At 36.5% G+C, this 8936-nt stretch carries 9 protein-coding genes; 8 read left to right on the plus strand and 1 reads right to left on the minus strand.

From position 1 onward, the window contains the following. Positions 1–186: UPF0236 family transposase-like protein (locus tag BM213_RS13115; protein ID WP_208601904.1), on the minus strand; the 186-nt coding region annotated here is incomplete at its 3' end. Positions 187–512: 326 nt separating this feature from the next. Between BM213_RS13115 and cas6 the strand changes: the two genes are divergently transcribed. The 8 genes from cas6 to cas2 are packed head-to-tail and all read left to right on the plus strand — an operon-like array spanning position 513 to position 8580. Further along, a complete protein-coding gene (gene cas6 / locus BM213_RS13120; protein WP_091704878.1) occupies positions 513–1241 on the plus strand; it encodes a CRISPR-associated endoribonuclease Cas6 in 729 nt (242 codons plus the stop codon). Then, complete coding sequence (gene cas8a1, locus BM213_RS13125; RefSeq protein WP_091704881.1) at positions 1238–3025, plus strand: type I-B CRISPR-associated protein Cas8b1/Cst1; 1788 nt, start codon at positions 1238–1240, stop codon at positions 3023–3025. Before cas6 ends, cas8a1 begins: the two co-directional genes overlap by 4 nt. Further along, positions 3022–3927, plus strand: coding sequence for a type I-B CRISPR-associated protein Cas7/Cst2/DevR (gene cas7i, locus BM213_RS13130; protein WP_091704883.1), 906 nt, complete (start codon positions 3022–3024; stop codon positions 3925–3927). The genes cas8a1 and cas7i overlap by 4 nt, the downstream gene beginning before the upstream one ends. 2 nt (positions 3928–3929) lie before the next feature. After that, positions 3930–4631 carry a type I-B CRISPR-associated protein Cas5b gene (gene cas5b, locus BM213_RS13135; protein WP_091704886.1) on the plus strand — a complete coding sequence of 234 codons (702 nt, stop codon included), beginning with the start codon at positions 3930–3932 and terminating at the stop codon, positions 4629–4631. Between the two features lie 11 nt (positions 4632–4642). After that, the gene (locus BM213_RS13140) at positions 4643–6820 is read left to right on the plus strand and encodes a CRISPR-associated helicase/endonuclease Cas3 (RefSeq protein ID WP_091704889.1); all 2178 of its coding nucleotides are present in this window, start codon (positions 4643–4645) and stop codon (positions 6818–6820) included. 14 nt (positions 6821–6834) lie between these two features. Continuing rightward, positions 6835–7332, plus strand: coding sequence for a CRISPR-associated protein Cas4 (cas4, locus tag BM213_RS13145; RefSeq protein WP_091704892.1), 498 nt, complete (start codon positions 6835–6837; stop codon positions 7330–7332). Next, positions 7332–8315, plus strand: a complete 984-nt coding sequence (gene cas1b / locus BM213_RS13150; RefSeq protein WP_091704895.1) for a type I-B CRISPR-associated endonuclease Cas1b — start codon at positions 7332–7334, stop codon at positions 8313–8315. The genes cas4 and cas1b overlap by 1 nt, the downstream gene beginning before the upstream one ends. Before the next feature lies 1 nt (position 8316). Then, positions 8317–8580, plus strand: coding sequence for a CRISPR-associated endonuclease Cas2 (gene cas2, locus BM213_RS13155; RefSeq protein WP_012574449.1), 264 nt, complete (start codon positions 8317–8319; stop codon positions 8578–8580). Positions 8581–8936 lie beyond the last annotated feature (356 nt).

Consider the following 8936-nt stretch of genomic DNA (forward strand, 5'->3'; position numbering starts at 1 on the left):
CGTTTGGAGTCGGATCGTCCGCTTATCTTTGAGCGCATATCGTTTCTTGTCCCGCTGTTCTGCCAATGTGCGGTCGATCTCCTCCAACACCTGTTGAAGGAGATGACCATATTGTTTTTGCATATGTCTAAATAAAGACTGTTCGATCTCTTTTAATGTCAAGCCGTTTGTGATATAATCCTGCATGGGCTCCACTCCTTTCTTTGGTTGTATTTTTTTCACACTTACTACCTTACCAGGAGGAGAGCCCGTTTTTCATCTATTTTGCTTACATATCTGACAGGTTCCTTATTATACCAAATCAGGAACCTGTCTTTTTTTCTCCCACAAACATTTTACTCATACTAGAAATGTAGATAAATATTTGTAAGTCTTTGAATTTGGATTTATTAATATAATGACTATATTGTACGTTTTAAATTGTTAAATTTTTTTAAAATTTTTTCTGTTTGACAAAAAACGACAACATTTTCTTTTCTTTTTCGATAAAATTAGGTAAAAGGAGGTGTCTTATGAGAATTATTTGTTTCTTTCAAGTGAAAAAGCTCCCTATTCATTATCGAATGGCGATCGTTTCAATCCTTAAAGAAAGTATACGAGCGTCTAGTGAGGAGTATTATGAGCGGCTATATGCGCAAGCAAATGCAACAAAACCTTTCGTATTTTCGCCTTTTTTAAAAAACTTCCGCTTAAAAGGTGATGAAATTGAGTTAGATGAATTACGTATTATTATTAGTTCACCCGACTATGAATTTTTGCTTCATGTGTATAACGGTTTGCAAAGTAAAAAAAAGTTTGAGTATAAAGGATATGAATTTACTCGAAGAAAAATAGTCATGGGAGATGAAAAAAAGGTTACATCATCTGCCGTCATATTTCGAACGCTCTCCCCTTTGTTAATAGAAGATGAAAATAAAATTCCCATTGCCCCAGATGATCCAAATTATGAAAAACATATGAATTACTTAGCCGATATGATTTTATATGAATATCGTGGAAAGGGATTATATAGATCGCTGACGGTGCGACCTGTTCGATTTAAAAAGACGGTCATAAAGGAATCTAATCGTCAATTTGCCGAAAAGTATGGGGAAGGGCAGCATTTATATTTTACTGCTTATCACGGATTGTTTGAATTGAAAGGACATCCTGCTGACTTGCAGTTGTTATACCAACTTGGTTTGTCAAAACGGCGTAATCAAGGATTCGGAATGCTTGAAGTAGAGGAGGTGAAGGAATGAAAGTCGAACTGCGTATGGGTGAATGGATGGTCAACATGGGGCTTGTCGGGCTATATCGCGTGTTTGAATATGGACAGAAAAACGGAATCATTAGCGATGAATACAAAGATAGCGTGACGGTTAAGCCGTGGGGAATTGAACTTGATACCGATGTGCTTCCGCAATTGCCAAGAGCATATTTTCTGTATTTATTGGAGGAGTATAGTGTTGCTAAAAGGGAATGTGACAAGTTAGATGCTTACGTAGAACAAGTGACAAATGAAAAACAATTTAAGAGTAATATAAATGATTTAAAAAAATCTATATCAGATACAGGAACTAAAATACTTAAATATTTCACTCATGAAACGCTAGAAAATACATTAAAACAGATAAGAGAAATAAAGAAATATGAACAAGTACATCAGTTGGAAGAGCATATACGTACTTTAAAGCAAGTGTATAGTGAAACAAAAATCAATGAAAAATTAACTCTTAATTATTTTAAACATGCTATACTAAAACCATTATTTTTTGGGCAAGTTTCATTTTTAAATGTGTCAAAAAATGATTTAGATTTTGAAGGTCATGTAAAAGAATTTTACAATAGTTATGTTTTTCCTGTAATGAATGATTTACACTTGGAATCTGTACTCAATGATAGTCACTCTATTGAGGAGATAAGTTCTTTGTTAGAGAAAAAAGGTGAATATCAACCTTTTAAACAATTAAAAAGGGAATGGAAGAAGAAAACATTAGAAGAAATACAGGAATATATCAATACTAAAATAAATAAGTGTCTGCTTTTCAATGAGCATCTAGCTTTTTATAATTTTGAAGAAATGGTATTTTCTCCAATTGGTGTTGCGAAAGATAAAGCATTTAACTTTAGTTGGCATTTTGATAGTCAGCAACCTAAACCATTGTCTTCATTAGCTAAACTTGTGCTTTTATTCGCGCCAATTGGAGTAGCTATTTATTTAAAAAATGACGGAATAGGCGATCAAAAGGAACGAAGACCGTATGCAGGATTTGTTCAGACAGATGGAAATTTCGCAGAAATTTTGCAAAAAAACAATCATTTTAAACAATTAAAGAAAAAAAGAGAGCCTTTTAACAAGATTGTCAGTCAACTCGTTCAAAGCGTAAGAAGAGAATCGGAGTATGCGGTCGATCATTTGTTTTTCTTAGAATTCTTTTCGGACTATGAAAGTAAAAAAACACATTTACATTATTACCACCTTCCTATTTACCTAGCCAATTATTTCAAACAATATGCAGACAGGCTTGATCACATCAAATCATACGACTATCGCGAGCAGTTTGTGCAATATGTGTTGCGCGGGGCTGATCCCGTTTATGTTATCTATAACTATTTGCGTGATTGTATCAAAAATGAAAGAAGCTCTATTGGCCCGTACATTGCTGTGCGGGAGCGAAATCGAATTTTGCAGTTTAAAAAAGGAGTGAGAGATATGGCCATGACAGATAAAACAGATAAAAGAGTGAGCGCGTTGTTTATGCAAGGACGGGAAATCCGTGACGCGATTATGCGTTCAAGCGGGTCGGAGAAAAAAGTAACAAGCATTGCTTACCGCTTATTAAACGCTGCAAAAGCAGGAAATAGAAAAAATTTTATGGACACACTTTTGCGTATTTACATGTCAGCAGATCGCCCAATTTCCCCTATTTTCTTGAATGCGTTACACGAACGGGATTTAGATTTTGCGACAGTGGCGAATGCGTTTATCGCTGGATTATTAGCAAATCAATATAAAGAAGAACAGGAGGAAGTTCAAGCATGAAAAAAGCGTTAACGATGACCGTCATTTTTCAAGCAAACTCATTAAATTATGGAGAAGGAATTGCCAATATTTCAGAGCTGAAAAAATTTCATCGTGGCGATGGTGAAGTATATACATATGCTTCACGCCAAAGCATTCGCTACGATATCGTTCGCCTTGGGAATGAGCTGTTTGGATGGAATTTAGATACTGTTACAAAGGCGAGCGATGGAGGAAAAAGTGTCGTTCAATTCAAAAAAGATACTTCAATCAGAGATTCAGTGGAAATGGATCTATTTGGATATTTAAAAACAAAAAAAGGTAAAGGAGGAGAAAAACGCCCCGCTGTTGTTCGTCTAAGCCATGCGATCTCGCTTGAGCCGTACAAAAGTGATTTGGAATTTTTAAACAACATGGGGCTTGCAAGCCGCATTGGACAAGATGCTAACTTAGCCAATATTGAGCAACACCATAGCTTTTACACATACACGCTTACCATTGACTTAAACCGTGTCGGTGTAGATGGGGAGATTGAACTTCCAAATGAAGAAAAAGTGAATCGTGTACTCCAGCTGCTTGAAGTTTTAAAAGTGCTAAACCGCAACATTCGCGGACGACAAGAAAATTTATCTCCTCTTTTTGTTATCGGTGGAATATATAATGTCGCTAACCCGTTTTTCCTTGGACGCGTTCAACTAAGTACGACAGCAAATGGATGGGCTATACAAACAAAGCCGATCAAAGAAACAATGGAACAAACATTTGCTGGGGAAGCAATCGGCAAAGATACACGAATTGGCATATTAAGCGGCGTGTTTGCAAATGAAGGAGAATTTTATGATTTATTTAACGAACAAGTGATGCCTGTCGAGCCATTTTTCCAATATGTTTCAAAACAAATCCAATCGTATTACGGTGTTTAAATATGAAGGCGTTACGATTAAAACTATTTCAAGAAACAGCGTGCTATAAAAAGCCGTTTGCTTCCAAAGTGGCGGAAACATATCCGCTTCCACCGTATTCAACGGTAAAAGGAATGATTCATGCTTTGCTTCAGGCAAACGAATTTATTCCGATGCGATTGAGCGTGCAAGGAACGTATGAAGCAAAGCTGCTTGATTATCAACGATATTATTTTTTCAAAAAGAAAGAACTATCAAGCTTCCCACTTGTCCTAGATGGATTGGCGCGAATGGAATTTTCTTACGATAAAAACGAAATAACAACGATGCCAATGTACACGCATTTGTTGCACAACGTCCATTTATTAATCCATGTCGAAGCAGAGCAACACATCTTAGAACAAATCATTCATGCTATTGAGCATAATACAACTCATTACAGCCTCGGCCGTTGGGAAGATTTAGTTCGGATTGATGAATATAAACTCGTGGACGTTCAAGAACTTGAAGAAGGGGAAACTTTACAATGGAACGCTTATATTCCTAGCCATCTTCTTGATCGAGAGACCAAAAGTATCCCTTATCAACTCAACTGGAAATATGAAATTGTTAACGGGATTCGGCAGTGGGAAAAAATTAATGTTGGGTATGTACAAAAAGGAATCGAGGCTCCAGAAGGAGTATGGATTGATGAAGACGGGGAACTAGTTTTTTATCATCTGTAGGAGGGGCAATGATGGTTTTTTATGCAAAATCAGAGGGAAAAGAGACGATTCGTGAACATACGGATCGTCTCCTTTATAATTTGAATTTGTTAAAAAACGCTTACGGTCACAAATTCATGTTAATGGATGAACAAATGTGGAAGCTGTTAGAAATCGCCGTCCAATATCATGACGTTGGCAAAGCGAACACGGCGTTTCAAAATAAAATCAGACAGGCAATTCGTGAATCTGTATTAGAAACGGATATGGAGGCAAATGTACCTCACAATTATTTATCAGTAGGATGTATTCCGCTGAAACAACTAGACTTCACGAAAGAAGAAGAGCGACTACTTATTCACGCGGTTGGTTATCATCATGAGCGTGACCAGCATCCAGACAAGGAAATGATTCGTCATGTTTTAGAGAACGATATAAAACAACAGTTACCGAAACTAATTGAACACATGCGTTTACCAATGACAGAAAAATTTTCATATCGGTTCGTCGATCGATTGTTAAAAAGATATACATATCATGACGGAGAAGAATTTTGGAAATATGTCATGATAAAAGGATTGTTGCATCGTTTAGACCATGCAGCGTCTGCGCATATTGATGTTGAAAGCGATGTGGAAAAATCGATCTATACAAATGTCAATGAATATATGCAAAAACAAGAATTTCATAAAAACGATTTGCAACAATTTGCTGAACAGCATAGCGATAAGCATGTGATCGCGATTGCCCAAACAGGAATGGGGAAAACGGAAGCGGCATTGTTATGGATTCAAGATGATAAAGCATTTTTCACGTTACCACTCCGGGTAAGTATAAATGCGATTTATGATCGAATAAAAGAGAAAATGAGTTATGATGCCGTTGGATTGCTTCACTCAACAAGTGTGCATTATTTAGTAGACAAAGAGGAAAATTGGGAAGAATTAAAGCAACAGTCTGAGCATTATGCAAAGAAACTATTGCTTACAACAATCGACCAAATTTTAAAATTCCCATTTTACTATAAAGGTTTTGAAAAAGAGTTAGCAGCGATGGCAAATGCGAAAGTAGTTATTGATGAAATACAAGCATATGAACCGAGGATTGCAGCGATGTTAATTAAATCTCTCGAAATGATTCATCGTGTAGGCGGAAAATTTATGATTATGACTGCCACACTCCCGACTTTATATTTAGAAGAGCTAAAACAGCGAAACATGATTAACGACGACCAGATTGCGATCGAGGAGTTCATTGACACAAGCGTCAATCGCCATCGAATTTGCCTGCGTTCTGAGGGGATAGAGGAAGCGATTGGAGAAATGTTAGACTTGGGCGAAACATCACAAGTACTTGTCATCGTCAATACTGTTCGTCAGGCAATGAGTCTTTATGATAAATTTTTAGATTGTGATACACAAGTCCCTATCTACCTACTTCATTCACAGTTTACACAAGAAGATCGTCAGCTATTGGAAAAACACATTAAACAATTTAATGAAGACAAAGAACGAGGAATTTGGATTACGACGCAACTTGTCGAAGCGAGCATTGACATTGATTTTGATTATTTGTTTACGGAAATGTCGACATTAGATAGCTTATTTCAACGGTTTGGGCGTTGTCACCGTAAAAGAGCACTAGACCATGACAATTGCAATATTCATATTTTCACCGAAAATATTTCTGGTATTCCGCGAGTATATAACGAACATCTTGTAAATGAGAGCATTCGGCTGTTAAAGCCATACGATCACCAAATTGTTGACGAACGTGCCAAGGTAGAAATGGTAAAGCAACTATATGATCGAGAAAGATTAAAAGGAACATCATTTTTGAAAGAGTTTGAAGATGCCTTATACATGTTCGACAATCTTGATCCATATGGAATGGATAAACGAGAAGCACAACAAAAGCTACGTGATATTCAAAACATCCAGATCATTACGCGGCAAATGTATGATCAGATTGAGCATCTATTCGAGAGATATAAAAAAGAAAAAGAATGGAAAAAACGCTTGGAATTACGGATGGAAATTGAAAAGAAAACGGTTAGCGTTCAGCGATATGTAGCAGAAAAATATGTGTCGGAGCGTTTGCCAAAGCCATTTGATCATATATATATTGCCGAAGTTGAATACGACTTTAATCGAGAACGGTTGAAAGGGAAGGGGATTTTATTGGACAAACCTTCATCCAATCAACATTAAGAAGGTGCTTATTCATGGTTAGCGGTGTGCAAATGCAGTATTACAAAGTGTGCAAGCGAAAATTATGGTTGTTTTCAAAAGGAATTGCGATGGAAAATGAACATGAGCGGGTTATAGAAGGGAAGATTTTACACGAACGAGCTTATCCACGTTTGGGAGATAGGGAAATTTTAGTAGATGATGCATTTAAGTTAGATGCTTTGGATGGAGATTACATTCGTGAAATTAAACTTTCAAGCAAAATGTCAGAGGCAGATCGGTTTCAAATGCTGTATTACCTATATGAGTTGAAGAAGCGAGGCGTTCAGAAGAAGGGGTTAATTAGCTATACGAAAGAGCGGAAAACGGAAGAAATAGAACTAACGGAAAAAGATGAGGCAGCAATTGAAAAGGCGATAAAGGAAATTTATGCAATCGTTCACTCCGCTTCTCCACCGAAGCTAAAAAAACTGCCTTATTGTACAAAATGCGCGTATTATGAGTTTTGTTTTGCGCTGGAAGGTGATGATTAATGTTAAGGGATCACTACATCTTTTCTAACGGTAGGCTAAAAAGAAAAGACAATACGCTATACTTTTTTGATGAAGAAGAAAATAAAAAAAGTCTCCCTGTTCATCAAACGGACAATTTATATGTATTTGGAGAAATAGACTTAAACTCATCGCTATTAAATTTATTGAGTCAGCACGATGTTCATCTTCATGTATTTAATTATTATGGCTTTTATGCGGGAACGTTTTGTCCGCGGAATAAAAAAGTTTCAGGGTTTACAGTAGTGCGACAAAGCGCCCATTATCTTGACTTGGAAAAACGGTTATACATGGCAAAGGCATTTTTGCAAAGCGCGGTTCACCATATGTTACGGAATATTCGCCGGTATAAAGAAAAAACAGAACAATATGTGCAAGCTATCGAAGAGGAAGCAAAAAAGATGGATAGTGCCACGACAGTTCAAGAACTAATGGGAATCGAAGGGCGCATTCGTCAACATTATTATCAGTCATTTAATGCGATTTTGAGGCAAGATTTTATCTTTGAAAAACGAACGAAACAACCGCCGCAGGATCCGCTAAATGCGCTTATTTCGTTTGGAAATTCACTTTGTTATACGGCCGTTTTGTCGGAAATTTATAAAACACAATTAGACCCGACGATTAGTTTTTTACATGAGCCGTCAACGAAAAGGTTTTCTTTATGTCTAGATTTATCCGAGATTTTCAAGCCATTGATTGTCGACGTAGTGATTATTTCTTGCATTAACAACCGCATTATTACTCAGAAGCATTTTGACTTTTTAGATGGGATGGTCTTGCTAAATGAAGAAGGCAAAAAGCGTTTTATTAAAGAGTGGGATGAGAAGCTATCAACAACCGTACAACATCGAAGACTGAAGCGAAAAGTAAGCTATCGGTATTTTATTCGTCTGGAATGCTATAAGCTGATTAAGCATTTCATTGGCGATGAACCTTATAAACCGTTGAAGGCATGGTGGTAATATGTTTGTAATTATCACGTACGATGTTGGAGAAAAACGCGTGAATAAAGTATGCAAAAAATTAAGGGAATACTTAACATGGACACAGAACTCTGTGTTCGAGGGGGAAATCACAAAAAGTTTGTTGATGAAATGTTTAAATGAAATTGATCAAATCATTGATGAAGATGAGGATTCCATTTATATTTACGAGGTGGCTAATCCGAAGAACATCAAAAAGCAAGTGTTTGGACAAGAAAAAAACTTTGATGAACTCTTTCTTTAACAGCTGCAGTGAACCTCTAATTTCAAAAAATAGGTTAAAACGCTTGATATATCAACGAAAAATGCGGTATTTTTAAAGAAGAAGAAAAACACAACCGGCACTTTACTGCAAAACGCAGAAGATTGTCATATCAACGCTTTCCAAAAATCGTTGATATGACAGCACTTTTTGCTTTTAGATTTTAGGGGGGTTTTATTTGAACGTAGTGGGATGTAAAGGATGAGCGATTTAAAAATTTTATTTCAATTGTTATGGTTTTATTTGAACGTAGTGGGATGTAAAGACGAACAATTTTACTTGGTGGAAACCGAAAAATACGGCCGTTTTATTTGAACGTAGTGGGATGTAAAGTTTAT

Source organism: Anoxybacillus pushchinoensis (genome assembly GCF_900111795.1).
Taxonomy (GTDB): domain Bacteria; phylum Bacillota; class Bacilli; order Bacillales; family Anoxybacillaceae; genus Anoxybacillus; species Anoxybacillus pushchinoensis.

Bases quoted from the DNA above. Each gene is read 5' to 3' on its own strand.
- cas6 (WP_091704878.1), top strand. From the start codon at position 513: ATGAGAATTATTTGTTTCTTTCAAGTGAAAAAGCTCCCTATTCATTAT.
- cas8a1 (WP_091704881.1), top strand. From the start codon at position 1,238: ATGAAAGTCGAACTGCGTATGGGTGAATGGATGGTCAACATGGGGCTT.
- cas7i (WP_091704883.1), top strand. From the start codon at position 3,022: ATGAAAAAAGCGTTAACGATGACCGTCATTTTTCAAGCAAACTCATTA.
- cas5b (WP_091704886.1), top strand. From the start codon at position 3,930: ATGAAGGCGTTACGATTAAAACTATTTCAAGAAACAGCGTGCTATAAA.
- BM213_RS13140 (WP_091704889.1), top strand. From the start codon at position 4,643: ATGGTTTTTTATGCAAAATCAGAGGGAAAAGAGACGATTCGTGAACAT.
- cas4 (WP_091704892.1), top strand. From the start codon at position 6,835: ATGGTTAGCGGTGTGCAAATGCAGTATTACAAAGTGTGCAAGCGAAAA.
- cas1b (WP_091704895.1), top strand. From the start codon at position 7,332: ATGTTAAGGGATCACTACATCTTTTCTAACGGTAGGCTAAAAAGAAAA.
- cas2 (WP_012574449.1), top strand. From the start codon at position 8,317: ATGTTTGTAATTATCACGTACGATGTTGGAGAAAAACGCGTGAATAAA.